Raw genomic sequence first — 24,845 nt, forward strand, 5'->3', positions numbered from 1 at the left:
TCTCATGGAAAAGCTCAGCTTCAGACTGACTGCACCGAACCGCGCCGGCGGCACCCGCGCGCAGGCGATCGTCGGCGTGGTCGCCTCCGGCAATCTCGAAGTGCTGCTGGAACGGACCTCGCCGGCAGACAGCTGCACGATCGACATCGCAACCGCAGCTCACGGCTTTGGCCCCGTGTGGGACGCCGTGGTCCGCGATTTCGTCGCCCGCCGCTCTGCCGGGGGCTTGCGCATCTCCATCAATGACGGCGGAGCCCGACCCGACACGGTCGCGCTGCGGCTCGCGCAAGGCATCCGCAAGATCGAGGAGCCGGAACGATGACGGTGGCCACAGTCAATACGGTTTCGCTGAGCTGGTATGAGGCGAGCGCCCGGCAACGCATAGAAGCGCTGGTCGATGCCGGCAGCTTTGCCGAATTCATCGGTCCCGAGCAGCGCGAGATGAGCCCGCATCTGGCGATCTTCGACCTGCCGGAGCAGTTCGACGACGGCATCGTCATCGGCCGCGGTCGCCTGGATGGCTCGCCGGTGTTCGTCGCCGCACAGGAAGGACGCTTCATGGGCGGCGCCTTCGGTGAGGTCCACGGCGCCAAGCTCAACGGCCTCCTGCGCGCAGCTCGCACGCTCAAGCAAGATCTGCTGATCCTGTTCGACACCGGCGGCGTGCGGCTCCAGGAGGCCAATGCCGGCGAGCTTGCGATCGCCGAGATCATGCGCGCGATCATCGAGGCACGCCGCGGCGGCATCCACGTCGTCGGCCTGATCGGCGGGCGCGCCGGCTGCTATGGCGGCGGCAGCCTGATCGCCGGCACCTGCTCGCGGCTGATCATCTCCGAACAGGGGCGGCTCAGCGTCAGCGGCCCCGAGGTGATCGAAACCAACAAGGGGATCGAGGAATTCGACTCGCGCGACCGCGCGCTGGTCTGGCGCACGATGGGCGGCAAGCACCGCTATCTCATCGGCGGTGCCGATATCTTCGTCGACGACGAAGCGACGGCGTTTCGCGAGGCGGCCATTGACGCGATCAAAATAGCCAGACGATGCGACGCCGAGATTCTCGAGGCCGAGCAGAAGCGCCTCGAACGACGGCTGCAGCGTTTTGGTGAGGCCAAGGACGCCGTCGACATCTGGGAGACGCTCGGCATCGGGCAGCCGACCGAGATTCCCGCACTTCCGAGCGGCGCATTTCTTCGCGCGGCAGCCAACAGGGAGAATGCCGATGACGCTCGATGACATCCTGGCCAGCCTATTCCCGAACGGCCGCAAGATCGAAACGACCGGCGCGATGATCGCGGGACAAGCAACCCTGCCTGATGGCGGACCGATCCACGTGCTCGGCATCACGCAGGGGAAGCCGCTCGGCGTGGACGAAGTCATCATGCTCGCGGGGCGGCTGGTCGAGATCGTCCAAACGAAGGACCGTGCGCCGATCCTGTTCCTGGTGGATTCCGCCAGCCAGCGCATGAGCAAGCGCGACGAACTGCTGGGCCTCAGCGAGTATCTGTCGCATCTCGCCAAGGCCCTGCTGCTGGCGGAAGCCGAAGGACACCGCACCGTCGGCCTGCTCTATGGCGGCAGCGCCGCCGGCGCATTCATCGCCACCGCGCTTGCCACCGGCACGCTGGTGGCGCTGCCCGGCGCGCATCCCGCGGTGATGGATCTGCCGTCGATGGCGCGGGTCACCAAGCTTCCGATCGACGTCTTGAAAGCCAGGGCCGAAGCCACGCCGGTGTTCGCGCCCGGGCTCGACAACATGGTGCAGACCGGCGGCATTCACGCCGTCTGGGATGAACATGCGCCGCTGGCGCCGCAGCTTGCGGCCGTGCTGCAACGACCGCACGGACAGGATGATCGCGGCCAGATCGGTGCCCAACGTGGCGGCCGGCGGAAAGCGGCCGAACTTGCCGAGCGCGTTGTCGTCTCAGCCACTTCACATCAAGGAGCGCCAAATGGGTGAAGCTCTCGCGCGCCACAGCATGGTCAAGGTCACAGCCGCCGGCTGGACGGCCGTGATGAAGCGTTATCCGGAACTCGCCAGCGAGCCGATCGTCGCAGGCTGGGCGCACGTCGGCCGTCCTCTCGTCGTTCGCCGACCGGCTTGCAGCGATACTGCAGGCCTCGTTCCGCTCGGACTGCCGCTGCCGCCGAGCCATGGTAAACGTCGTATTGCGGTCTCGCTGGCCGCAGCCGATATCGTCGCGTTCGCTCAGCCTCCGTTGCTGGCCGACGCCGCGGCCGCGGCGCCGCCCGCTTGGCGCGAGACGATCGAGAAACTCGTCCAACTCCTGCCGGAGACCCGCGCCTATGGCAGCCTTGCGTGGCAGCACCTCACCGGCCTGCCCTATCTTTCGGAGTGCTCGGACCTCGATCTGCTGTGGCCTCTCTCGTCGGCCGACAAGACAGGAATTCTGTTGTCCGACATCGCGCGGATCGCAAAGCAGTCGCCGATGCGGCTGGACGGTGAGATCACAGGTCCCGCCGGCGGGGTTCAATGGCGCGAACTGACCGGCACTGACGAAGACGAAGTGCTTGTGAAGAGCCCGGCAGGAGTGACCACCACGACTCGCGCGGCCTTCCTCACAGGTCATGTCTCATGACCATTGCGCTCAGATGGCAATCACAGCCGGGCGGCGCGCTTGATGCCGAGCAGCTCGGTCATCTTGCTTCGCTATGCCTGAAGCTGGAAGTAAAAACCTATCCGAAGCCCGGGCTTGTCAGCCATGTCGACAACGGTGCGCATCGCGACATGGACGCCGGGCTGTTGTGCCTGAGCGCTGAGACCTTGATGCCTTTCTTCAGCGATCTCGCCCTCGCGGGCGCCGCAGGTGCGGGCATGAACCGGCTGCGCGCCATCGGGGTTGCCGCGGAGCGCGCGATGATGGCTGCGACCTCCGGCGTCAACACCCATCGCGGCGCGATTTTCGGACTTGGCCTGCTCTGCGCCGCGGCCGGCTATCGGAGTGCCGTCGGCATTCGCAAATCTCTTGGCCGGCTGGTTTCGGAGCGTTGGGGCGAGGACATCCTATCTGGCCCGGTATCGCTGCGCAGCCACGGCGCTGTGGCCGCGCGGCGCTATGGCGCCGGGGGCGCCAGGGGGGAAGCCGCCGACGGTTTCCCGTCTGTCTACGACATCGCCCTACCCGCGCTGCAGGCAGCGCGCGAGCTTGCACCTCATGACGAGGAAGCCGCTCGCGTTCAGACGTGCATGAGCTTGATTACTAGCGTCACCGACACCAACCTCCTGCATCGAGGCGGGCTCGAGGGACTGTGCTTCGCGCAAGCCAGCGCGTCAGCGTTCCTTTCCGCCGGCGGTGTTGGATCACCGGAATGGCGCAGGCGTGCCGCCGACATTCACCAAGCGTTCCTGACCCGCAATCTCAGTCCCGGCGGCTCCGCAGACCTGCTGGCAATGGCGCTATTCGTCGATGGGATAGATCGCGGATGTTAGCACTGCTCTGCGGCGCACAAGGTGCGCTTTCGGGCAAGATCTTTGATCTTGTCGCGGACCAGCCTGCCGCGGAGTCAATCTTCGCCGCGGCGACGGCTTGGCTCGGTGAGGACCCGCGGGAATTCGTTCGGACGCGCACCCCCGAGCAACTGTCCGAGAATTATGCCAGCCAGATCCTGACCGTCACATCGGCTCTCGCGACCCACGCCTGCATCGCTGACCTGTTGACCGAAGAGACCGCTGTCACCGGGTATAGCGTCGGCGAGATGGCGGCCTGGAGTATCGCGGGAATCTGGACTGCCGAAGAAGCGTTGCGGCTCACCAATATTCGTGCCCGGCTGATGGAGAACGCAGCGGGGCCCACCGGTCGCCTGGGTTACATCCGCGGGCTCGACCGGGCTACGATCGAACCTCTGCTTGCAAAGCACCGCTGCGAGATCGCGATCAGGAATCCGGACCTTCTTTTCGTGATCGGAGGCGTGGAGCGGGAGGTCATTGCGCTCTGCGACGAGGCTGCCCGGAAAGGAGTGCGAACGGGGCTTCTGGCCGTCAAAATCGCGTCGCATACGACAAGGCTCGCGCAGGCCTGCCAACCTCTGCAACAGGCACTCGATGTCAACAGGGACGCGGCCGTCGCAAACCATCGCGTCTTACTTGCCGGCGGTGACGGCGAACGCATCTTCTCGGTCGCGGGCGCGACGGTGAAGCTGGCAAACCAGGTCGCCCATCCTATTGATTGGGCGGCAACCCTGGACGCGCTTACAGAGCTGGGCGTCACCGAGGTACTAGACCTCGGGCCCGGACACGCGCTGGCGGAGATGATGCTAGCATCTCAGCCGGACACGCGCTGCTACGCCGCCGACGGCTTTCGCACGATCGAGGGCCTACGTAACTGGGTTGCTGCCGTATAGCAGGAGATCCGGAAGCGAGCCACGCTCGCGTGCGTTGCAAAGCAGGCCGGATCCACATGGGCCCGAACAGGACTACCAACCGATCGTCGCACGGGTACGGTACCTCCGACAGAAGATCCTGGTTGTTTTCTGCCCACCTCATCGCCTCAGCCCCCAGAGCACGATGCAAGAGCTGGCCAGCATCAGGATGCCAACCCACACGAAGCCGGTCGTCACCAGCATCTCTTGCCAGGCCGGCGCACCTCGACCCGCGGCTGTGATGGGTGAGAGTGCGGCTGTGCCGGTCACAGCGGCGAGCGTTGTCGTCGCCCAATTGCCGTATGTCCCCGCCACCAGCGCTGCAAACGTGCCGCGCTCAAGCGCGGCGGATAGTCGAACCTGTGTCCAACAGCACCCCAGCCCCAAAGGAAAGTCCCGTTCATGACGCCCTAGAGGTGCGCCGCAAGCCCACCCTCCTGTTCGAGAAGCTTTGTTCGGCCAAGCCGGTCAGCAACCCCAATAGGAACAGAACCATCCCGTGCCACAGCAGCCAACGTCCGATTGTCTGCACGCTTCGCCGTCTGCGATTTCGGGTTCCGGTATTTAACCTGCAGCCCCGACATCAAGCTTAATTCGCGACTTAGGTTGACCCGGCCTCCGGCGACGCTAGGCTGAACACCGGACATTGCCCCCCGTCCGGGTCCATCAATGGCGAAGTCGGCGCGCCATCACATTCGGCGCGTCGGTTTCGCGTTTTTGCTATGGATAGCGCGAGCCCCGTTTTGACGAATAATCCCGGATGATCACCCGCTCGATTTAGTCGAGACACAAGGAGAGATCACGGCGTTGCGCTCGCAACACTCTGACAATCGTCTCGTCACATCGCGATTGAACCGCTTCCTCGTCGAGATTCTTAGAGCCAAAAGATGCGGCGCACACTCAACATCTTCGGTCTGAATCCGCTCGGATGCTGCGAGCTGTCGAGGAAATGGTCTCACGCGGCCGATCCACGAAGCGGCCGAACGTAGTTAGGCCGCGGTTCAAGTAACACTAACGCACGGACGATCTTGCGTCGATCGGGCCCAGCGCCCATGCTGGATGCAGTCGCGAAGTGGTCCGCGTCTCGCGTAGCGGCGCCTTCGCGGCGAGGGGTCGCCGCCGTCACAAGCGACGGCCCCGCCCATGATCAGCTCTAGTGACCGCGCCGCACTGCTCGGGGCACAAACGGCAGTCTCGGAGAAAACGACTTCGCGATCGCGAGAACTGCGGCTTCGTCAGTTTCGAGTGCGATCTTCTGGGCGAGCATCACATCGCCAACTGCCAACTCCCGTTCGGGGAGGAAGCACCACCCCACCTTAGGCTCCAGTTGTTCATCCAGCTCCAAAACATTACTCATCGTGCCCTGATAAATTCGGTATCGACGGCCAGTAAGAGAACCAGCGACTTCAAAAAAGCCATTGGCATCAAATTGCGCGCGCTGTTCTGGAGATAACCATTCCCGCAAAAGACGACGTGCACGCGCTTCCGGGCCATTTTGCTCGTTGAAGCTCCGATAAAGGGCACGCAGGGCACGTAGACGCGCGCCCTGGGCGACGTTACGTCCGAACAAAAGCATCTTTGATGCTGGACGGTTCTAACCGCCGACTAAGTGCGGATAGAACAGCGTTTCATCCGCTGTTGGATCAAATGACCGTATCAGCTTGAGATCGCCGGCCGGCGTCCGAGTGGCAGCGGTAAATCCCTGGGCGGTGAACTTCTTGAAGCGCCGCTCAGCCTCGGCGAGCCCCTTCGGGTCCTTTCGCTCAAAGAAATGTCTGCTGTCGCCTGTGCTGTCCATTACGATCTGGGTAGCCATGGAAGAGAACTCCGCGATCCCTAGCCTCTGATGAAAAACAAACCTCGCCCCGGTGAATAGTGTTCCTGCTCTCGGCAAATTTCGTTCTGCCGTCTTTTTAGTCGGGATCGTCTGGCTCGCTGAAATCGATGAGAACCTGATCCGCGACCTGAGGGCGGCACAACGGGCGAAGCTGGTCGCAAAGCGGAAGCCGGCTTATGAGGCGGTGCATCCGAGACGAAGAAGGGCGGCGACCGCAGATCAATCCGCCAAATTGGCGGTACGGGCAGCTTCGCAAAGGACACGGCAGAAAAAAGCGGAACACCGCTTCGTACGGTCGAGCGGATAGTACGCGCACTCGGAAGCTAGGCCCCGATCTCGGACCATGTTTCAACAAGTTGCGTACCAACCCTCAGGAAATGGAACGAGCAGCGAGGGGCCGTCCTCGTTGTTATCGTTTGCAGCTTCGGGCCTGCCGGTCGCTAGAGGCTCGGCGGCGAACTCTTCCACCTCAACGGCACTCGCCGCGTGACGCCCGGCGCACCTTAAATCGCTTTGCATGAACAAAACTCCCCACCGGGGTACGATCAAATTTGGAGCGTCTTCAAAGATTTCGATCAAAAGGTTACGGCGGCAAAATATCAGGTCTCCTTCCCAAGCGATAGGAGCGCGACCCTGTCCTTTTCGCATCCTAATCGTGCAGCGCCATCGGCGTTGCAGTGCAGCCAAGAGTCGCCCCTCATCGTTTGAGCAACGGACGCGAGTTGCAACGGCGAAGCTCGCTCGCCACAGTCACGTCCATCTCAGCAGCGCACACACAATGTGGAAAGCCGCCCCCGTGATGCTTTGCGACGGGAGGTGATCGGCCGTCACGACGTCGTCATGGAGCAGCTCGTAGGTAAGGTCATCTTCGTTCTCGAGCCCACTGTTTCGCGAGCACGTAGCACTTTTGAGCCTAGGCCAGAACCGGGGCGCGTCTGCATGTCGTTCTCCTCAACCGCCTCAGCATTGCGCTCGACAGCCTGTGCGACCAGGTCCATCGTGCCGCGCTCTTCATCGGCGAGCGCGACCATCCTCGGCCGGATCACGATCGGCCGCGGCTCGACGATTGGGGGCAACGTCTGGGTGACCGAAGATGCGCCGCCAAACAGCTTCGTGACGCAGGCTACGGCCCGCAACAACGGGGCTAGGCCGCTACGGGCGCCTTCCAGCGCATCAAGCGACGTTCCAGCGCCTCGAGGATCGCGTTGAAGACGAGGCCGATCACGGTGATGCCGAGGATGCCGAAATACATCTGCGGGATCAGGAAACTGTACTGGCTGTTGATGATGAGATAGCCGAGCCCGGACTTGGCACCGACCATCTCGGAAGCGACCAACACCAGCATCGCGGAAGCGCTTGCCAGCCGAATGCCGACGAAGATGGTTGGCAGCGACGCCGGCAGGATCACCTTGCGGAACAATTGGCCTGGCGTCGCGCCCATCGTCCGCGCCGACTTGACCAGCAGCGGATCGACCTGCCGCACGGCCGCGATGGTGTTGAGCAGCAGCGGCCAGGCGCAGCTATAGACCACCATCGTGACCTTCGAGAGCTCGCCGATGCCGAGCAACAGGATGAACACCGGCAGCAGCGCCAGCGGCGCCGTGTTGCGCGCGATCTCAATGGTCTGGTTCAGCAGATCGCCAAGCCGGGCGTACCATCCCGTCAGCAGGCCGAGCGGCACCATCAGAACGACCGCGATCAGGAATCCGCTCAGCGCCCGCAGCAGGCTCGCACCGACGTCTTCATAGAGTTCACCGTTCTGCGCGAGCTGCCAGCCCGCGGCGATCACCTCGGAGAACGGCGGCAGGAACGTCACGTCGATCAGACCCAGCCGCGGCGCCGTCTCCCAGACTGTCAGGAACAGCACCAGCAGCAGCGATCGCTGCCCGATGACACCGAACCATCGCGCGAAGCCGCCCGTGGCCCCGGTAAGCGCACCGACGCGTTGTGCGGCCCGGTGCTTCGGACTTCCCTCGGCCAGCTCCAGCAGCGTCAGCACCTCCAGATTAGACATGAGCCAGTTCCTCCGCCTTTGCGACGCCCTCGCCGTCCGCTGCTGGGCCCTGAGCTCCTTGCGCCTTCAACACCTCCTCGCGCAGCAAGGACCAGACCTCATGCCGCACACGCCCGAACTGAGGCAACGAGCGGACGTCCTCGGTTTCGCTATGTAGTTCGTCGGGAATATCGACGATCTGCTTGATGCGGCCGGGACGCGAAGCCATCACCGCCACGCGCTGGCCGAGGACGACGGCTTCGTCGATGCCATGCGTGATGAACAGGATGGTCTTTCCGGTGCTGCGCCAGATCCGCAACAGCTCGCCTTGCAGCGTCTCGCGCGTCTGCGCGTCGAGCGCCGCGAACGGCTCGTCCATCAGCAGCACCTCGGGATCGTAGGCGAGGCTTCGCGCGATGGCGACGCGCTGCTTCATGCCGCCCGAGAGCTCGTGCGGGTAGCGGTCGGCAAAGCCGGACAGCCCGACTAGGTCGAGATAGTGCAGCGCCTTCTCCCGCCGCGCCCTCGCTTTCAGGCCGGCGATGTCGAGCCCGAACTCGACATTCTGCACAGCCGTGCGCCAGGGAAACAGCGCGTATTGCTGGAATACGATGCCGCGGTCGCGCGCCGGTCCGTCGATGACCTTGCCGTCGAGCAGGATGCGCCCATTGCTCGGTGCCGTCAGGCCACCGAGCAGATCCAGCAAGGTCGACTTGCCGCAGCCGCTCGGCCCGACCAGCGCAAGGAACTCGCCGGGCCGAACATCCAGCGTGATGTCGTCCAGCGCGGTGAAGCGCTGCGCCGGCCCACCACCCGGGCCCCGGACCAGGAATTCCTTCCGGACATGCTCGAACCTGATCTTGGCCTTGGTCATTTGGCCTCCGCGGTCTTGCCGGGGCGGAAATAGTTGAACTCGTTGGTGTAGAGATCAGACGGCTTGAGCTGGTCCGGCTTCAAGAGACCATCCTTGACCAGCCAGTCGACCCACACCTGAAGCTCGGCATCGCCGATCACGCCGCCCTTGGTCGCAACACCCGTGCTCTTCCAGTACTTGATCGGTGTGGCGTCCTCGTTCCGCTTGCGATCGGCGATGATGCGCTCGAAACGGGCGCGGACTTCCTCCGGCGGCGTCGTCTGCGCCCAGGCGATGGCACGGGACACGCCCTCGACCAGCCTGCGCGAGGTGTTGGGATTGTCCTTGATGAACTTGTCCCTCAGCACGTAGGACCCGCCGGTGAAGTTTCCGAAGATGTCGGTGTCGGCAAACAGCCTGCGGATGCCGCCGCGTTCGAGCGCCTTGTCGCGCAGCACGCCATTGAGCGTGGTCACCTCGACTTGCCCCTGTCGCAATACCTGCTCGCCGGTGACGGGCGGGATCGCGACCAGCGTCACCTGCTTCGCCTCCGCCGGCGTCACGCCATTGCGAGCCAGATACTCGCGGAGCACGAATTCGAGATGTGCACCGAGCGTGTTGACGGCGACCTTCTTGCCGATAAGGTCCCGCGCGGTCTTGATCGGGCTGTCATCCTTCACGTAATAGCCGTTGTAGGTGTTGCCGTCCGAGCCGTAGTAGCCAACAACCGCCTTGATCGGCGCCTTGGCCGCGATCAGCTTGATGATCGCGCCATAGAACGCGCCGCCGATGTCGATGTCGCCGGTCACCACCGTCTGGATGTCCTGCGGACCGCTAATGGTGTTGCCGATCCATTTCAGCTTGAGCGGCGCGAGATAGCCGAGGTCATCGGCCAGCTCGATAAACGTGACTTGGCCGGCCCAGCCTTGATAGCGGACCTCGGTCCTTTCGAGCTGCGGCTCGGCCATGGCGCTGCCGACGAGCCCTATCAGCCCGAGGGCGGCGAGGCCAAGTTGCCGCCCTCTTGCACGCAGACCGGCAACCAGGCGACGCAACGCAGAGATAGCGATTTCCATTGTATTCACTCCTCGCTCGTTTCAGGCGGCCTTCGCCTGTGGCTTGGTCGACTTGACGCGGGTGACGCTGTTGCGGCCATCGATGCTGACCGGCACTTCGCCGTCGATGGTGGCGCGCCGGACGACGCGGTGCTGGTCGCCGTAATCGTTGACGGCGTAGTGCTGGGTAGCGCGATTGTCCCAGATCACCACATCACCCTGCTGCCAGCTCCAGCGCACCGTATTCTCGGGCGCAGTGATGTGGGACTGGAACAGGTCGAATAGCTTCTGGCTGTCGTATTTCGACAGGCCGACGAAGCGCTGGACGAAATTGCCAAGCACCAGCGTCCGTTCTCCGGTCTCGGGATGGACGCGAACGACGGGATGCTCGGTCTCGTAGATCGTGCCGGTGAAGACCTCCTCGAAGTGCTTCCTGTCGGCCTCGCTCGCGCGGGTCTTGACGGCGTAGTCATAGGCGTTGCTGTGCACCGCCCAGAGTTCGTCCGCGAGCTTGCGCAGCGGCGCCGGCAGATCGAGATAGGATGCCGCGGTGTTTGACCAGATCGTATCGCCGCCGAACTCGGGGATCACGACGCCGCGCAGCACGGAGATCTTCGGATAGGCGTCGACGAAGGTAACATCGGTGTGCCACTGGTCGGCGCGGCCGCCGCCGCGTCCGGAATCGAGTTCCAGGATCGACGCCGTTCCCTTGGTCGCGCCGACCGTCGGGTGCGGAACCAGTTTGCCGAGCCTCACGGCAAAACTCTCCTGCCCCGCGTCGTCGAGATGGTTCTGGTCGCGGAAGAAGACGACCTTGTGCTCGAGCAGAACCTGGTTGATCGCCGCGATCGTCCGGTCCGGGAGATCGCCCGAGAGCTTGATGTTCCTGATCTCCGCGCCGATACGTGCCGACCGCTTGACGATATCCGCGCGCGGAATGACGTTGTCGATGGTGATTGCGTCCGTCATGTCATTTTCCCCAAGATCGCGATCCCGTTTGGACAAGGCTCCGCCGTTCGCCGATCGCTGATGCGATGGCGGAGTAAATACACAGCTGATGGTCGTGATCGATCCTCTTGCAGTATCGCCGTCTGCTCTGGCGGCAATCGGGTCTGGCGGGATCTTCCCCGAGAGACGGCATCAATGCAGCCTCTCGCTCAGTCACAGGATGCTAACTCAAGACTTTCGGAAATAGCTTCCAAAGTTGGACGAAGGTGGAAAATAGTTGCACGCACTCGCACGACGTATCCGATTGATATCTGCGCTTTCTGCTATTCAGCCGCGACGACGCTCTGCGTGCGCCACACCGCAGGCGCATAAAGTGCAGGTTCGAAATCGTCGGCGATCGGCGCATTGATGCGGGCCTCATGCGAGGCAAGATCGTCCAGAAAGAGATCCCTGCTGATTTGCGCGATGACGGCCGGGATATCACGCTTGAAGCTCGGGACGTCTCCAATTGGCAAGCCGAAGCTCACGAACGCCGCAGGGTTGAAGACGTGGATGTTACGGAGATAGGGCGCGCGGCCGGGTGCCTTCTCGAGGAATTCGTGCCCCGACCCGAGATAGGGATGTGCGCTCAGGGTTTCGTCCTGCTCGTCCGCAGAAGGCGAAAAGCGGTCGCGCCACAACAGGATGTTGTCGGAGAAGGCGGCCAGCTCCGGTGTTTTTGCGAGATCGACCCGATAACCCGTACCGGCGATCACGAAACCGAATGCGATATTGCCATCCGGCGTGGTCGCAAGCAGCCGCCGCTCGAACGGCTTGGCCGACGTCCACGGCGCCGACAGATGAAGGTGGAAATTCGGGAACTTGACGGCGCGCGCGACCGCATCAGGCGGTGGCGTGGATCCGGCACGGCGGAAACGGATGGCCTGGTGCCAGCGAAGAGCGTCCGGCAACGATCCGTAATTGTCGTAAGCTCCCGGATAGCCGCGCGTCCTGATCACCGGCTCCGAGGCATGCCTGTCGCGCCGCGCGAAGAGATGCACCTCCCTCGCCCGGCTTCGAGCGCCACCGCCGTCGCGTCGAATGCGGAGGCCGCGCTGCCCAGCACCGCGACTAACCTGTCGCGCAGTTTCTCGAAATCGATCGCTTCCAGCGTATGAGCGTAAAGCTCCTTTGGCAGATTGCGCGAGAGCACGTCGGGAACGGACGGACCGCCGTTACTGGGGAAGCCACCGGCAAGAATGATCTTGCGGGCCGTTTCCGTTCGCGCTTCGCCGGCCAGGTCGAGATGAAGCCGCAAATGATCAGCGGTCGGCTCGACACGGAGAAGCCGCGTCCGGCAGCGCACGTTGATGCGAAGCGTGCTGCGATATCAGTCGAGGTAGGCGGCCCAATCCACCTGGGCAATGCGATCGATCGCTTCATACGCGGCGGCGCTGTGGCGGGCTTCATACCAGGCCTGGAAACTCAGCCCTGTCAAACCGAGTTCGGGCCCAGGCAACCCTTTCGGCGTACGCAGCTTGTTCATGCGCGCGCTGCTCAACCAGGGGCCGGACGAAGCAGCGTCGCCGGCGGCATCGATCAGGGTGACCTTGCCGATGCCGGCACGACGCAACGCAAAGGCGAACGCGCTTCCGGATTGCCCGCCGCCGATGATGGCGACGCTGTGATCGATCCCCTGACGGTCAGGGATCCAGTTCTGCGGATCGGGTCCAATCAGGCGCAAGGTCTCGCGCGCCGCAGTGTCGACAACGGACTGAAACATGTTCGCACCTCGAGGTTTCAGCATCAAATGCGGTCAAATCGTAGAAGCGAACGATACTCAGTCAATGAAATGGAATCGGCTTTGTTTTTCAACCCGCACAACGAGCCAATCGCCGGGCTTCGGCGTGTTGAAAGATTTGCGTAGTGTCGTGGAGCGAGCCAGAGACCGGGGTGAGACGCTCGGCATGCGCTGGGGCATCCAATTGAGACGATCGGTTTGCAACATCATCTCTTCCAGGGATGCGCGCCGCTAGATTCATGCTCGCATCACACCGAACAACGTAATTCAATTTCATCGACATTCCTCGTTCCGACAACATAAACTTCGTCCAATCAAGCTGTCTCGACGGCCCGTTGGAGATTTGAGAAGCACGATGTCGACCTCCGGCGTCATCAGCCTTGAACGAGACACACCCGAGCTTGCTCGCAGGCCGGCATCCTCCAGTTTCATCACGGTAAATTCCTCGTCGGCCCGCTCGCATTGAAGGCCGGGAATCACGTGCTCGATATCGGTGCCGGTACGGGCCGCCTTACCGAATTCGTCGCACAACTTGTCGGGCCTGACGGCCGTGTGACCGGCATCGATCCTCTCGAGAACCGCATTGCCATCGCGCGTCTCCGCGCGTCGAAGACGTTGACATTCGCGATCGGCCGCGCCGAAGACCTTTCGCGCTTTGAACCTGCGGAATTCGATGCCGTCTATCTCAACAGCGTGTTCCATTGGATCTCAGACAAGCGGCGAGCCCTGCACGAAATTCACCGCGTTCTCAAGCCGGGCGGCCGGATCGGGTTGAACGTTCAGGACCCGACCAAACCTCACGAGTCCCGCACTTTGCTTCGGCAGGCGACCGAACAGGCTGGGTTCGCCGAGAGGAGTGGTGAAGCGCACCGGGTGCTCGGAGCCACCGACGACGAGCTCAAAATGCTCTTCGTTGAGGCCGGTCTCGTCGATTACCGAAGCGACCTGCGTTCACTGGTCGATTTGCATGACGACGTGAGTTCGGCGCTCGGATGGTCCGAGGCTAGTGCATTCGGTAACTTCCTCGGCGGCTTTTCCACAGCGGAACGGGAAGCGATCGAGCGCGCCTTTGCTGGCTTGGTCGAGGCGAAGCGTACCCCGGAGGGCCTCCGCCTGGAGCGATATCTGCGCTTCGCGTTCGCTCGAAAGCCGGAGCCACGGGATTCCTCTCCGGGTCTTTAATCGTTCAAGTCTCACCATTGGCCATCGCATCGGAACAAACGAACCATGAGCAACCAACGCCAGCTTCTTCTCAATCTCTTCATCTATCCGGGCGGCCATCACGAAGCGGCGTGGCGCTATAAGGGATCTGAACCAGACCGCATCCTCGACATCACCCATTATCAGGAGCTGGCGCAACGGGCCGAGGCGAGCAAATTCGACGCCATCTTCTTTGCCGACGGGCCGGCGCTGGCCGACAATGTTCGGTACGCCCAGCGCCTTCGTTTCGAACCAATCACCTGGCTCGCAGCGATTGCCGCCGTCACCAGCCGTATCGGGCTGATCGCGACGGCGTCAACGACCTATACCGAGCCGTACAATCTGGCACGGCTGTTTGCGTCTCTCGACCATCTCAGCCGGGGTCGCGCCGGCTGGAACATCGTCACCACCGGTGCGCAGCAGGCCGCACAGAACTTTGGGTTGCCTGAACATCCCCCTCACCACGAGCGCTATGAGCGCGCCCGCGAATATCTCGACGTGATCTCCCGGCTGTGGGATAGCTGGGAGGATGACGCGCTCGTCAACGATCCGGCTTCTGGCATCTTCGCCGACACCAGCAAGATCCACACGCTCGACCATATCGGCAAGCATTTTCGCGTTCGTGGCCCGCTGAACATCTCGCGGGCGCCGCAGGGACGGCCGGTCTACGTACAGGCCGGCTCCTCCGACGACGGCCGCGCGTTCGCCGCCCGGTTCGCGGAGGCAATTTTCACGGCGCATCAGACACTGGAGTCGGCGACGGCGTTCTATGCCGACATCAAGCGCCAGGCCCGCACCTTCGATCGCAGTCCCGACGAGATCAAGATCCTGCCCGGCATCAGCCCCTTCATCGGCAGCACGCAGGCTGAAGCCGATCGACTTCAGGACGAATTCAACGAGCTGATCCAGCCCGAATTCTCCCTGACGCAGCTGCGTCAGATGATAGGCCTCGACCTCACCGGCTACGATCTCGATAGCCCGGTTCCCCGGGATCTCATCGACACAGCGAGCGCGCGCGGAGTCGCGAGCCGCTTCAAGCTCGTGGTCGATATCGTCGACCGCGAGAAGCCGACCATTCGCCAGCTGGTGCAGCGCCTCGCCGGCGCGCGCGGCCACTGGGTCATTGCCGGCACGCATCGCGGACAACATGCAGACCTGGTTCGAGCGCGGCGCAGCCGATGGCTTCAACGTGATGCCGCCATGGCTGTCCGGCGGCTTCGATACCTTCGCCGAGCAGGTCATCCCGATCCTGCGCAAGCGCGGCCTGTTCCGCGAGGACTACACCGGCACGACCTTGCGCGAGCACTACGGACTCGCGCGGCCGGCCAGCGTCTACTCCAGCGCAGTCAAGGCGATTGCCTGAGACTGTTTCCGCACCCACATCCAGACTCGCGAACAGTAAGCAGGCATGAAGACGGCGTTCTTTCTCCTCTCCAGCCTTTTGGCCATTTTCCTCCTCGCCGCCGGGTCCTATGTCGATTTCTCAACAGGTGCTGAAGCCAACAACGCCGTGTTCAAGTCCGAGATCGACTCCATCCTGATTCGTACAGTCGTGTCGGCCTTCTTGCTATTAACGATCGGGCTGGCCAACTATTTCATTCTAAATCGACGCGACCGATAATAAGGTCCGGTTCTACGCGAAGGGCGGCCGACCGCGTCAACCGACGCAATCCCAAGGACCGAGTGTTGGAGAGTCGGCAGAAATGGGCGGTCGTTCGCCAAGGGCTAGTAAGTTCAGGTCGCGGGAGCAAACACGGTTTCTTGCGATTGATCGACAGTATAGTTCCGCGACGGATTGCGTGGCGTAAATGTCTTCCGCTCGCCGGTCGCAACGTCAGGCGACAGAAACGACGTTTACTGGGTGCCGGACGAGGATTTCGCGCAGAGCTTGAAGGACATGCTGAGGCAGATGCGGGTTGCTGCGGGATCCCCCTCGCCGACCGCTGACGCGGCGCGTGGACAGCCTCCCGATCATCGGCGCCCATCCCAAGCACGGGGCAAACGCATTTGAGCGTGGCATAGAGGCGGTCACCAATGCAGTCGAGTTTCAGCGCCCTTACGTTTGTTGGTGGACGTGATCGCTGATGAAGCTGCTTGACCAGCATCAGCTACGTTGGGCTGCGATGACGCAACCGAAACCATTGAGCGTTCTGCGCACCGACCGCTCTACACCACCGAATGAGTGCCGAAGGGCTCGGTCGCGATCTTCGCTAGAAGCGAAGATAGCGACCAGCAACCGACTGTCAAAGCACGCGCAAGGCGCCGTGGTTGATGGCGCCCGAATGATTCTCTCTGTCATGCGGAGCTCTTCATTCGGCAAAGTCGTTATTGGCGGACCAAAGAGTGCGGACCAAGAGAATGGATCGAGCTCTCAATCGAAGAAGGCAGGTCTGTTCGCGTCAGCTGCGAATGCGAAGGCTGCTTCAACGTCACTCTCGATAGTTCTACCTCGCGACAGCGGAGGTAGCCGATCTTTCGGGAAAAAGATCGCCTCGCTCGTCTCCAATCTGGGCCGGGCCTCACCGCCTGAGAGCCTATCGCAAAGAAAGAAAACTTTGTAGAAATCCCGGACATCAGGCGAATAGGAAGTGCCGGCCTTGTGTCGGACCCCGTAGAGGCGACGAACAGACACTTTCAATTCAGCCTCTTCGTACAACTCCTTTGCGATATTTTGGGCAGCAGAAAGGCCAACGTCTGCAAAGCCGCCAGGCAAGGCCCAAAGACCATCGCTCTTCTCACGGACCAGAAGGACCTTGTTCTCTTCTACGATCGCTCCGCGCACATCGACTTTCGGTGTCGCATAGCCCTTCGCGAAATCAGAGATGAGCCCTTCTATCCTCTCGATGGGAACACTTCCCAAGTTGGCGAGCATTTCATTGGCTATAGAGGCAATCTCCTCGTAACGTTCTCGATCAAATTGGTCTCGGGCAAAATGGAGCCCGCTAGAGGCAATAGCTTGCAAGCGTTTCCCATACGTCAGCCACTGAGGCTCCATAGCGCACTCCGTCGTCGTTCCGCTGATATCATACCAAACGGCGCATGGAGACGAAAGCTTATGCTTTGGAATTCGGCCCGAGTCAGCGCAAACAGCCATAAATGACCAATCCCGAGTCGCCGCGCATTCCAGCGAAGTCGCTCCCGCAAAAACGGATTGCGAGGCAGGGTCTTGAATGCCCAGCGCGGCGATCATCGGACAACGAAGGGCGGAATTCGCCGCGACGCGGCCTCCTGAAGATCGGGATCTCCTGCCCCAGCTTCTGTGTACGGGTCCTGTGACGGCCCCTGGTACGTCATTTTGAGCTGAGCGCGCTTGTGCGGCGTGAGCGATGTTATGAGGTCGCAAGTTCCAGCGCACGAGTCCGCAGATGCGCTTGGCGCGATGTCCTGGAGATCGGCCTGCATCAGAGGCCCGTGTCGATGCTTGTGCCGGTCGCCTCCATACCGGGCGTCCTTGCAAATCGCCGGACTCGAGGCTACGCGGCGGCGACTAATTAAAAACTAGCTCCGCTGTGGCAGGGTGGCCGGTGCGAAGAGCGAATTGGGGTTTAAGGCGCAGCAAAGCAGGCAAGCTGACATCGACTGCTTCGATGATGACAAATGTGTTCCTGGCGAAGCACCGATTGTTCGAGCGGTCGAAATGAGTTTCGTTCGTGCGATCGGAAGAGGTGAGACGATGGTCTAGGTTGTTCGTGGCGGCACGTCGTGCGGCTTGGGAGGAAGGCTCGATCATGATGTTTCGAAATCGCGCCGGCCTGCAGATAGAGATGATATCTGAGGACCAAGTGCTCTGCACTCTGCTCTATCGTGCCATTTCCATGAGGACAATCTCGATCGGATCTCCGCCAAGCCCATGAGAGAAGTAGCCCTTCTGGATGGCCCTGAAGCCATGACGTTCATAGAACCGTTGCGCGTTCAAGGTTGACTCGATCTTGATTGGTCCTGGGTGTTCCTTTGCCGCGGCTTCAAGACCAGCTTTGAGCAATCGCTCACCAATTCCGCGGCCTGATGCCTTCGGCAAAACGAAAAGGCGGGTCACCTCGCCAGGAACTGAGTCGACGAACCCCAATACCTCTCCGTTCTGCTCGGCTATGATCGTGGTGCCCGCAGCGATGACATCCTCGTAATATTTGGCAGTACGTTCTCCCATCCACCCCTCCAGTTGCTCGGGCTTGTAATGGGTGATTGCCAGTCCTTGAACCGATTGTGCCGTCACGTCATAGAGCGCCTGGGCATCGCCAGTGCAAGCCGCGCGCAATACCGTTTCGCCATCAACTTTGGTGCCGCTCATTGGTGATTCCTTCGCAACCATTCACCAAAACTTATCTCAGATTGTGGCCGCAGCATTCCCGCAAAATTGCAGCGGGATGAGCCAAATCGTGATCTGTAGCGGGTCGCGTGCACCGAATCGCTGCATCCTGACGCCGCGCATTTGCACGCCCTGCCGGGCGAGAAGATGTACGCGTCATGCCAGCGTGAAATATCTCCACTTCGAAGGGGCCAAGCTGCGAGACGTCATACTCGCCGAGCTCGCCGGGGTGGGGTAGATCGACGCAAAAGCATCAAATAAGCCGCTTTTCGAAACAACAGCGCCGGTTGTAGCGAAAAAACTCCTGGAGGGCTTGTATGATGCGGGACTTACGCAGCGTGGTGCTCGAATATCCTGACCAGCTTGAGATCACACAGGATGTGGAGAGGTGCTGGGGCCGTGGCAGCTTGGCCGTCGTCCCCGGGTATTCAGGCATGGCCATCGGCTGGCCCTTATCCTGAGTTGCATGACGGCTTTGAACACCTCACGATGAACTGAATGGCCAGGATCATGAGCTTATCCCCTCCTGATACACGAACAAAGCTAACCCTTGCCGCTCTGATGATCGCTGCGTTCGCGATTGGCCTAGATACGTTTGTCATCATCGGGGCACTAGAAGTGATTTCTCGTGACCTCAACATTTCAACCGGAGCGGCGGGATGGATCATCTCAATCTACGCACTCTCCTACGCGGTTTTTGCGCCGCTGAATGCCTGGATGTTCCGGGCCCTAATCCGCCGCAATGTCCAGATCCTATCCGTTTCAATCTTCATCATCGGCAACGTGATCTGTGCGATCGCTCCGAACTTTGCAACCATGGCTGCAGCTCGCGTCATTTCAGCCTACGGCGCAGCCATGTTCACCCCGGCGGCCACCGCATTGGCAACCGAGCTCCTGCCGCCCGGTCGCAAAGGGTCGGCATTGTCCCTTATCTTCGGTGGTATGACCGTTTCACAAGTTGCGGGTGTTCCGGCGACTAGCTGGATCGCTGATGCCATCGGCTGGCGTTTCGCATTCGGTTTCGTGGCAGTTGCGGGGCTCCTGGCATTGCTGATCTTCGCCCCTATGATGTCCGGTGTCTCTGCAAAGGCGCCGGAGCGCGGAAACGGCCCGGCTTCGAAAGACTTCCCCAGGGCCATCTACGGTGTTCTTTCGGTTACCCTATTCGTGGTCATTTCCGAGTTCGTTGTTTACTCCTATGTGAGCGTCATTATCACCGGTTCTCTGCTTACAGGCGTGCCGCTGCTCTCAGCCGCGCTCTTTGCGTACGGTTTCGGAGCTGTGACAGGAAACGCAGCGTGCGGCTTTCTAACCGATCGCTTCGGCCCCTACAAAGTTCTCATTGCGGTGATCGGCGCACAACTAATCGTTCTCGTAGCTCTGGTTGGATTCGGGCATCATGGTGCCTTAACCGTGCTCACCGCATTTCTTTGGGGCAACGCGAGTTACATGTATCTCGTTCCGATCCAGCACCGGCTTCTCGATCTAGCCGGGGAGAGGTCGAAGCTAGTTTTGGCAATGAACAGCTCGACCACCTTCGCAGGAATAGCCATCGGGCCGTTCTCGGCGGTATCCTCGTCGAAACTAGCGGGGTCACATCCCTTGCTGCAGGGTCGATCCTGATTGGCCTCATCGGCTTCGGACTGGCTGTTGCCTTTATGAGTGAAGTTGCAGCTGCAGAAGCTGCCACTCCGGCAGTCCGTGGGTTCGACTAAGGCATACGACCCTATGACCAGACCTCATAGAGCAACGGCATCCACCACTTGGCACGCTCGACGATCCTTCACCGCGCCCAAAGTAAGAATGCGCTGGCCTGGTCGCGCTGGCCCGCACCGCGGCGGCTGGCAGCAGGCTAGGCACCGCGGATGCCGTTATTATGCCGAGTCTGAAAGTGCAGTAACGTACGTGGTTCTTGAGATTGTTGGCCGAAGACCCGCCGGCCTCGATGGCCACATGGGCCAATACTGATTTACTGCGCTCGAGTCAGAAATGCTTTCAATGCCGAGGTGGCGTACTGAGATTGATCGAATTCGTTCAATCAGACCGGGCTGTTAGGGCCCAGTGACTCGGAAAGCCTGAAAATGTTTCAGCCAGAGACCACCCGGTGTCAAGCTGGAAAGTATGGTTGCATAGAAAGGAGACGCGAACTTGGAAACTCCATCCGAATTGAACGAACTGCGGAGCAGCATCGACAATCTCGATGCGGCCCTTATCCACATTCTCGCGGAACGTTTCAGGTGCACTCGGCAGGTCGGAAAACTAAAAGTGCGACTTCAATCGCCTTCGGCAGATCCAGCTCGTGAGGAACGCCAAGTCGAAAGACTACGCACGCTCGCACAGGCAGCTAGCCTTGCCCAGAGTTTGCCGAGAAGTTCCTATCATTCATTTTCAAAGAAGTGATCCTGCATCACGACCTTACTCGTGGAGCAAACGCCGACGTGTAAAATTGCTCGACCACGCGCGTTCTCGTCGGAGCCGGTGATCTTCAACTTGGCTGAACAGGTATGCGCTCGATCAGTGTAGGTCGTCTTAGCATGGAGGATCACGCTCGAGCCAGAAGCCCGGCCCGCTAAACCACACATTCTCTGAGTCGTTAAATCTCGGCTCACCTACGTGCAACGCGCGAATTGGAAGGTTGCGAAGCGGCAACCGGTCGATCGCGTTATGTAGACGTCTTGCAGCGTCCTCATCGCGTCCACCCGTGCAAGGATAAATAGAGACGGCACCAATGGAAGAGGCCTCGAAGTGGTCTCGACGCCGTACCACATGGAGAAGAAAGCCTTTCCAGGTATCGTCCGTCATAGGCATCAGAAGCCGGCCACCTTCGACAAGGCGATCAAGCCAGACACGGGATGGGTGAGTGGCTCCGGCGAACACGATGGCGATATCAAGCTCGCCGACATCTACCGCCCGGCCGTCGCCCGAGACGACATCGACCTGGGGCCAGCTCTCGAGGTTCACTCGGGCCCGCGACGCCAACTCTGTGTCGGTTTCGATCGCCGTCACACGACCAGCGGGTCCGACAATCTCGGCCAGCACCGCCGAATAGTATCCGGTGCCGGCACCGACTTGAAGTACCTGCTCGCCGGCGGCGATGTTAAGATGGTCAAAATTGCGGGCCCAGAAGCTGGGCATCCCATTGTCGGTGAGAACCGTGTGGAGTCTGTAGGGGACCGCGGCGATCAGAGCTTCGAGGAAGGCCGAGGCGGAGGTCCTTTCCGCCTTCTTGACCAGTTGCACGAAGGCGAACTTACTGGTGCGATCGATGGGGAAGTAGAGGTAGAGCTTGGCTTCAGCGGTCTGGAGCTCAGCAATGTTGATGTGGAAATAGCCGATCGGATAAGCCTTGAACTGTTTCTTCGAAGGCTTGCTGCCTTCGACCTCCGGCAATCGGCTAATCCCATGACGCTGGAGGTAGCGATGCAGAGATGACCTCGTCAGATGCGGGATGGTTGGCTGCAGCGCATAGAGGCAATCGTCCAGTGGCAGCAGCGTATGCCGCCCGGAAGGCGACGATGATCGCCTCCGCCTTGATGCTAAGGACAGTCGACTTGGCTTCTTTGGGGGCTGTCGAGCGATCGGCGACGGTCTCGCGCTGCTTCCCCTTCGCGACGGTCTTCTGGTTGATAGTAGCGCTTCGCGAGCGCTCTCAAGCTCTCGTGACTACTTTGTATTGCTCGACGGACGGCCTCCGTCGTGGTGGCGCAGCCGTGTAAAACTTGACCAATAGCGCATCCTTCGAATCATGCGATAAGAATGCACGATCAAAGCTTGGGACCAACCACCTAGTCGCGCACCAGCTCGAAGGCGTCGCGTCGTTCGACCAGGGACTGCCCTTCTGCCGTCAGTCGCTTCAGCAAAGCAGGCGGTACCTCGCTGCCGTCCTGTTGTCGTTGCGAGCGCTGCAAATTGTTGCGATCCAGCCGCACGATGGGCAGGCTGGCGAGAGGCAGCCTGAGTGTGCCACTTCAGCTACAAACTCCGATACCGCAAAGCTGGTTCGGCGATCAATCGGGGATGGCAGATGAGTGATGGTGCACGATCTTCCACACGCCGTCCTCGCGACGTAATACGAAGGTGAACCGAGCCGGTATCGACACCTCATGACCATTCCGCAACTGTGAAAAGACATAATTTCCCACCACCAAAACAACGTTGTACGCCAAACTGACGGAATGCCATACGTCCATTTTTACGGTAGAGATGCCATGAAAGTAAGTGCCTATCTCTTTAGCCCCGATGCAGAGCTTAGCACTCGATGTACCCTGAAACAGCGCATCATCGGCGTATAGCACAACCAGACGTTCCGGCGCGTGCACATTGAAAGTTTGCTCCCAGAGCTCCAGGAACTCGCTGACGTCCGGCACCAAGGAGTTGTTGTTCACTACAGATCCCGTTTCGTTCGAAGACTCTGATAAGCTGGAATGCCGCTTCCGGTACGCGTGTATCACCGCTAACCCCGGCCTCGCCATCAAGCACCCGAGCCTGACGTTTCCTTATCCGATGCTGATGACAAGGCCCGATTTGGTGGAGCCAGTAAAGCCTTGTGGTATCGCAGTTGTCGCCGAACAGTGGGGCGCTCGATGACTTTGAATGTCACACTACGGTGCGGCTGTGGGACGAACGGTACCGACATTTGGCGGATCGTCATTCGGGAAGCGGACGAAGGGTTCAACCTATCGCCGTCGGACGCCGGGCTTGCCGACCAGCGCCGAAGAACGTATTCCGCCGCGCTTTCATCACCTCGTCGGCATCGGTTGAATGTCATTGTTTGTTCGAACCTCCGAGGAGCGCAAAAAAGCCGCCAGAGCATTGCATCCGGCCCGCCGCATCACTGCACCAGATTTCGACCGAAAGCGTTTCTTCGATAACCGGGAGCAAATCAAAGAGCCGAATGCTGTAGTCGAGCCCAAGCAAGGTCAGCTCCTGGTCTCACCGATGAAGAATCAGAGCGTTGTCGGCGATCATTGTTCGGCCCGTAGTGCTTCGTTTCTTAGGGCGGATGTAGCGAAATTGTCCTGAACCATTTTAGCAGGTGACAATACGGACGTTGTTGGTTGCACCTATTTGCCCAAACGGAACGCCGGATACGACGATCATCAAATCACCTGCTTCAAGATAACCTTCGTTGCGCGCCACCCCTGCGGCTATCTGCGTCATCTCCTTGTCGGTGGCGGGGTCGTCTGAAACGATGCTGTGCACCCCCCAGAGCAGGCACATGCGCCGCGCGACTTTCTCATCTGGAGTGAGAGCAAGAACCGGGACCGGGGGCCGCTTGCGCGCGATGCGCGCCGCCGTCGTGCCGCTTGCGGTGAAACCGATGATCGCCTTCGCATCGAGGGTCACGGCAAGATCTGCACCAGCGGCGGCGACTGCATGCGGTGGGGACATCTCTTCGTCGGCTTGCGAGGCTTGGACCAGCGACCGATAGAGATGATGCCGTTCAGTACTTCTGATTACTTTGTCCATCATGACAACTGCCTCGATTGGATAGGCGCCGCTTGCCGACTCAGCCGAGAGCATGACCGCGTCAGCTCCATCGTAGATGGCGGTAGCGACGTCTGAGGCTTCCGCGCGCGTCGCTGTCGGTGCAGCCACCATCGACTCCAACATCTGTGTTGCGACGATCACGGGCTTTCCGGTCAGCCGACAGGCGCGGATGAGTTCCTTCTGTCGGCCCGGCACCTCCTCGGGCGGGATTTCGACACCGAGATCACCGCGTGCGACCATAATGCCGTCTGATAGGCGAATGATATCGTCGATACGATCGAGCGCCATTGGCGTCTCGATCTTCGCAATCAGACCGGCACGCTCGCCGATCAGCCCGCGCGCTTCAAGGAGGTCGGAAGGCGTCTGGACGAACGACAGGGCGACCCAGTCGACCCCGAGTGCGAGGCCGAAGGCGAGGTCGCCGCGGTCCTTCTTCGTCAGGGGAGATATAGCAAGCAGCGAACCTGGCAGGTTTACCCCTTTGCGATCGCGAATCGCTCCACCGACGAGAACTGTCGCGATGATCAAACCGTCGCCCGGACTGTCAACGCTCAGGCGCACACGGCCGTCGTCGACGAGAAAAGTCTGGCCCGGACGTGCGGCTGCGAATATTTCCGGATGAGGTAGTGGGATCGATTGCTTTCCGCCCGTAGCTCCGTCGAGCACAAATCGAACTTTCTCGCCGGCGCGTACATCGAGCTTGCCGCCTTCGACGGCGCCGATGCGGATCTTCGGTCCTTGCAGATCCTGCAGGACGCCTATTGGCGTGCCGAAGTCCCGTTCGAGACTGCGGATCGAGTCATAGACCCGTGCGTGATCGTCCGGGCTCCCGTGACTGAAATTTAGTCGGAACGTATCTGCGCCTGAGAGATAGAGAGCACGCAATCGTTCTGGTGCAGCTGTCGCCGGACCAACGGTCGCAACGATTTTGGCGAGGCGCGAACGACGCATGTTGATTCCAGACGTAAGAGGATGAAACGCGTGTGAATAAAATGCGAAGGTCGGT

The 24,845-nt window shown here is 60.9% G+C and carries 22 protein-coding genes and 5 pseudogenes; 13 read left to right on the top strand and 14 right to left on the bottom strand.

The window, feature by feature from the left end:
* The first annotated feature begins 4 nt into the window (after positions 1-4).
* Genes mdcC through IVA93_RS38755 form a run of 6 tightly spaced genes read left to right on the top strand, consistent with a single transcriptional unit; the run spans position 5 to position 4,359 of the window.
* Complete coding sequence (mdcC, locus tag IVA93_RS38730; RefSeq protein WP_018456505.1) at positions 5-322, top strand: malonate decarboxylase acyl carrier protein; 318 nt, start codon at positions 5-7, stop codon at positions 320-322.
* Complete coding sequence (locus IVA93_RS38735) at positions 319-1,233, top strand: biotin-independent malonate decarboxylase subunit beta (protein WP_247371414.1); 915 nt, start codon at positions 319-321, stop codon at positions 1,231-1,233. Before mdcC ends, IVA93_RS38735 begins: the two co-directional genes overlap by 4 nt.
* A complete protein-coding gene (gene mdcE / locus IVA93_RS38740) occupies positions 1,220-1,957 on the top strand; it encodes a biotin-independent malonate decarboxylase subunit gamma (RefSeq protein WP_247371417.1) in 738 nt (245 codons plus the stop codon). Before IVA93_RS38735 ends, mdcE begins: the two co-directional genes overlap by 14 nt.
* Positions 1,950-2,597: a malonate decarboxylase holo-[acyl-carrier-protein] synthase gene (gene mdcG / locus IVA93_RS38745; protein WP_247478106.1), complete on the top strand. Its 648-nt coding sequence runs from the start codon at positions 1,950-1,952 to the stop codon at positions 2,595-2,597. The genes mdcE and mdcG overlap by 8 nt, the downstream gene beginning before the upstream one ends.
* A complete protein-coding gene (gene mdcB, locus IVA93_RS38750; RefSeq protein ID WP_247298869.1) occupies positions 2,594-3,448 on the top strand; it encodes a triphosphoribosyl-dephospho-CoA synthase MdcB in 855 nt (284 codons plus the stop codon). The genes mdcG and mdcB overlap by 4 nt, the downstream gene beginning before the upstream one ends.
* Positions 3,442-4,359: an acyltransferase domain-containing protein gene (locus IVA93_RS38755; protein WP_247789962.1), complete on the top strand. Its 918-nt coding sequence runs from the start codon at positions 3,442-3,444 to the stop codon at positions 4,357-4,359. The genes mdcB and IVA93_RS38755 overlap by 7 nt, the downstream gene beginning before the upstream one ends.
* A 138-nt stretch (positions 4,360-4,497) precedes the next feature.
* Here the strand turns inward: IVA93_RS38755 and IVA93_RS41460 are convergent, their stop codons facing one another.
* The 3 genes from IVA93_RS41460 to IVA93_RS38765 form a co-directional block, all read right to left on the bottom strand.
* Positions 4,498-4,764, bottom strand: coding sequence for a styrene oxide isomerase (locus IVA93_RS41460; RefSeq protein WP_524536878.1), 267 nt, complete (start codon positions 4,762-4,764; stop codon positions 4,498-4,500).
* Positions 4,765-5,530: 766 nt separating this feature from the next.
* Positions 5,531-5,953, bottom strand: coding sequence for a hypothetical protein (locus tag IVA93_RS38760; RefSeq protein WP_247478101.1), 423 nt, complete (start codon positions 5,951-5,953; stop codon positions 5,531-5,533).
* Between the two features lie 18 nt (positions 5,954-5,971).
* Positions 5,972-6,193: a hypothetical protein gene (locus tag IVA93_RS38765; RefSeq protein WP_247298876.1), complete on the bottom strand. Its 222-nt coding sequence runs from the start codon at positions 6,191-6,193 to the stop codon at positions 5,972-5,974.
* A 1,038-nt stretch (positions 6,194-7,231) separates the two neighbouring features.
* Between IVA93_RS38765 and IVA93_RS38770 the strand changes: the two are divergent.
* Positions 7,232-7,423, top strand: a pseudogene (locus IVA93_RS38770) (hypothetical protein); the annotation flags it as partial.
* Here the strand turns inward: IVA93_RS38770 and IVA93_RS38775 are convergent.
* The 5 genes and pseudogenes from IVA93_RS38775 to IVA93_RS38795 form a co-directional block, all read right to left on the bottom strand.
* Positions 7,359-8,228 carry an ABC transporter permease gene (locus tag IVA93_RS38775; RefSeq protein WP_247298877.1) on the bottom strand — a complete coding sequence of 290 codons (870 nt, stop codon included), beginning with the start codon at positions 8,226-8,228 and terminating at the stop codon, positions 7,359-7,361. The pseudogene IVA93_RS38770 and the gene IVA93_RS38775 sit on opposite strands and share 65 nt — an antisense overlap.
* Positions 8,221-9,081 (bottom strand): ABC transporter ATP-binding protein, encoded by an 861-nt coding sequence (locus tag IVA93_RS38780; RefSeq protein WP_247789963.1) that lies wholly within the window; start codon positions 9,079-9,081, stop codon positions 8,221-8,223. Before IVA93_RS38780 ends, IVA93_RS38775 begins: the two co-directional genes overlap by 8 nt.
* Positions 9,078-10,136 carry an ABC transporter substrate-binding protein gene (locus IVA93_RS38785; RefSeq protein WP_247789964.1) on the bottom strand — a complete coding sequence of 353 codons (1,059 nt, stop codon included), beginning with the start codon at positions 10,134-10,136 and terminating at the stop codon, positions 9,078-9,080. The genes IVA93_RS38780 and IVA93_RS38785 overlap by 4 nt, the downstream gene beginning before the upstream one ends.
* A 21-nt stretch (positions 10,137-10,157) precedes the next feature.
* The gene (locus IVA93_RS38790; protein ID WP_247298883.1) at positions 10,158-11,084 is read right to left on the bottom strand and encodes a TauD/TfdA dioxygenase family protein; all 927 of its coding nucleotides are present in this window, start codon (positions 11,082-11,084) and stop codon (positions 10,158-10,160) included.
* Between the two features lie 302 nt (positions 11,085-11,386).
* A pseudogene (locus IVA93_RS38795) lies at positions 11,387-12,825 on the bottom strand (FAD-dependent oxidoreductase).
* Between the two features lie 498 nt (positions 12,826-13,323).
* Here IVA93_RS38795 and IVA93_RS38800 point away from each other — a divergent pair.
* The 3 genes and pseudogenes from IVA93_RS38800 (at position 13,324) to IVA93_RS38810 (ending at position 15,664) form a co-directional block, all read left to right on the top strand.
* Complete coding sequence (locus tag IVA93_RS38800; RefSeq protein ID WP_247789965.1) at positions 13,324-14,025, top strand: class I SAM-dependent methyltransferase; 702 nt, start codon at positions 13,324-13,326, stop codon at positions 14,023-14,025.
* A 45-nt stretch (positions 14,026-14,070) separates the two neighbouring features.
* Positions 14,071-15,406, top strand: a pseudogene (locus IVA93_RS38805) (LLM class flavin-dependent oxidoreductase).
* A 45-nt stretch (positions 15,407-15,451) separates the two neighbouring features.
* Positions 15,452-15,664: a hypothetical protein gene (locus IVA93_RS38810; protein WP_247298893.1), complete on the top strand. Its 213-nt coding sequence runs from the start codon at positions 15,452-15,454 to the stop codon at positions 15,662-15,664.
* A 750-nt stretch (positions 15,665-16,414) separates the two neighbouring features.
* Here the strand turns inward: IVA93_RS38810 and IVA93_RS38815 are convergent.
* Together IVA93_RS38815 and IVA93_RS38820 are read right to left on the bottom strand one after the other, a co-directional pair.
* Complete coding sequence (locus IVA93_RS38815) at positions 16,415-17,038, bottom strand: NUDIX hydrolase (protein ID WP_247298895.1); 624 nt, start codon at positions 17,036-17,038, stop codon at positions 16,415-16,417.
* 804 nt (positions 17,039-17,842) lie between these two features.
* On the bottom strand, positions 17,843-18,331 hold the full coding sequence (locus IVA93_RS38820; RefSeq protein WP_247298897.1) for a GNAT family N-acetyltransferase: 489 nt from the start codon (positions 18,329-18,331) through the stop codon (positions 17,843-17,845).
* Positions 18,332-18,847: 516 nt separating this feature from the next.
* Here IVA93_RS38820 and IVA93_RS38825 point away from each other — a divergent pair.
* On the top strand, positions 18,848-19,972 hold the full coding sequence (locus IVA93_RS38825) for an MFS transporter (protein WP_247789966.1): 1,125 nt from the start codon (positions 18,848-18,850) through the stop codon (positions 19,970-19,972).
* Positions 19,973-20,497: 525 nt separating this feature from the next.
* Positions 20,498-20,793 (top strand): annotated as a pseudogene (locus tag IVA93_RS38830) (chorismate mutase).
* An 85-nt stretch (positions 20,794-20,878) separates the two neighbouring features.
* Here the strand turns inward: IVA93_RS38830 and IVA93_RS38835 are convergent.
* From IVA93_RS38835 to IVA93_RS38845, 3 genes and pseudogenes are all read right to left on the bottom strand, one after another.
* Positions 20,879-21,484 carry a protein-L-isoaspartate O-methyltransferase family protein gene (locus tag IVA93_RS38835; protein WP_247790099.1) on the bottom strand — a complete coding sequence of 202 codons (606 nt, stop codon included), beginning with the start codon at positions 21,482-21,484 and terminating at the stop codon, positions 20,879-20,881.
* Positions 21,482-22,077: pseudogene (locus IVA93_RS38840) on the bottom strand (transposase family protein); the annotation flags it as partial. The pseudogene IVA93_RS38840 and the gene IVA93_RS38835, both read right to left, overlap by 3 nt.
* A 279-nt stretch (positions 22,078-22,356) precedes the next feature.
* Positions 22,357-22,734 (bottom strand): nuclear transport factor 2 family protein, encoded by a 378-nt coding sequence (locus tag IVA93_RS38845; protein ID WP_247337871.1) that lies wholly within the window; start codon positions 22,732-22,734, stop codon positions 22,357-22,359.
* A gap of 376 nt (positions 22,735-23,110) precedes the next feature.
* Here IVA93_RS38845 and IVA93_RS38850 point away from each other — a divergent pair, with 376 nt between their 5' ends.
* Positions 23,111-23,371: a hypothetical protein gene (locus IVA93_RS38850; RefSeq protein ID WP_247337870.1), complete on the top strand. Its 261-nt coding sequence runs from the start codon at positions 23,111-23,113 to the stop codon at positions 23,369-23,371.
* 6 nt (positions 23,372-23,377) lie between these two features.
* Here IVA93_RS38850 and pyk read toward each other — a convergent pair whose 3' ends face one another.
* On the bottom strand, positions 23,378-24,790 hold the full coding sequence (gene pyk, locus IVA93_RS38855) for a pyruvate kinase (RefSeq protein WP_247789967.1): 1,413 nt from the start codon (positions 24,788-24,790) through the stop codon (positions 23,378-23,380).
* Positions 24,791-24,845 lie beyond the last annotated feature (55 nt).

Origin of the sequence: Bradyrhizobium sp. 155 (assembly GCF_023101105.1) — a bacterium.
GTDB lineage: Bacteria > Pseudomonadota > Alphaproteobacteria > Rhizobiales > Xanthobacteraceae > Bradyrhizobium > Bradyrhizobium canariense_D.